The 411-nt window shown below is 70.3% G+C and carries 1 protein-coding gene; it reads left to right on the top strand.

What is annotated here, in order from left to right:
- Positions 1–3: 3 nt before the first annotated feature.
- On the top strand, positions 4–411 hold a 408-nt coding region (locus FSV73_RS25445), incomplete at its 3' end, for a polysaccharide deacetylase family protein (RefSeq protein WP_260856170.1).

The following is a 411-nucleotide window of genomic DNA, read 5'->3' on the forward strand; positions in this document are numbered from 1 at the left end:
AGCCTGCGCATCGACGTGGACACCTATCGCGGCACCCGCGAAGGGGTACCGCGGCTGCTCGACCTGCTGGACGAAGCCGGGGTCAAGGCCACCTTCTTCTTCAGCGTCGGGCCGGACAACATGGGGCGCCACCTGTGGCGCCTGGTGAAGCCCACCTTCCTGTGGAAGATGCTGAGGTCCAAGGCCGCCAGCCTCTATGGCTGGGACATCCTGCTGGCCGGCACTGCCTGGCCGGGTCGGCCCATCGGCCGTGACCTCGGCCACCTGATGCGCGAGACCCGCGCGCGCGGCCACGAGGTCGGCCTGCACGCCTGGGATCACCACGCCTGGCAGGCCCACACCGGCAGCTGGAGCCTGGAGCGCCTGGGCGAGGAATTCGGCCGCGGCCTGCAGGCCCTGGAAGACATCCTC

This window comes from Pseudomonas oryzihabitans (genome assembly GCF_007665395.1).
GTDB classification, from domain to species: domain Bacteria; phylum Pseudomonadota; class Gammaproteobacteria; order Pseudomonadales; family Pseudomonadaceae; genus Chryseomonas; species Chryseomonas psychrotolerans_C.